At 71.2% G+C, this 313-nt stretch carries 1 pseudogene; it reads left to right on the top strand.

The window, feature by feature from the left end:
* A pseudogene (locus tag ASD62_RS20410) lies at window positions 1-313 on the top strand (hypothetical protein); the annotation flags it as partial.

Raw genomic sequence — 313 nt, 5'->3', positions numbered from 1 at the left:
CACCTCCAGGCATGGGCCGACGGCGGCCCCACCGACACCGACAACCAGATCAGCCTCTGCACCGCCCACCACGACGGCATCGACCGCGGCGACTACACCATCACCGGCGACCCCACCCACCCCGACGGACTCACCGTCACCAACCGGTACGGGCTACCCATCCGCCCACCCCGACCCCACGAGACCGCCCCACCACCCGAAGGTGACCCACCCGTCCCCGCAGGCACCTACCAACCACCCAGCGGCGGACCCATCACCTGGAACGACCTCGCCATCCCCTCCGACCACGAGGCCACCCACGGCACACCACCCC

Source organism: Phycicoccus sp. Root563 (assembly GCF_001427915.1).
GTDB lineage: Bacteria > Actinomycetota > Actinomycetes > Actinomycetales > Dermatophilaceae > Pedococcus.
The sequence above is the reverse complement of the archived record's forward strand: the minus strand, read 5'-3'. Positions and strand labels throughout refer to the sequence as shown.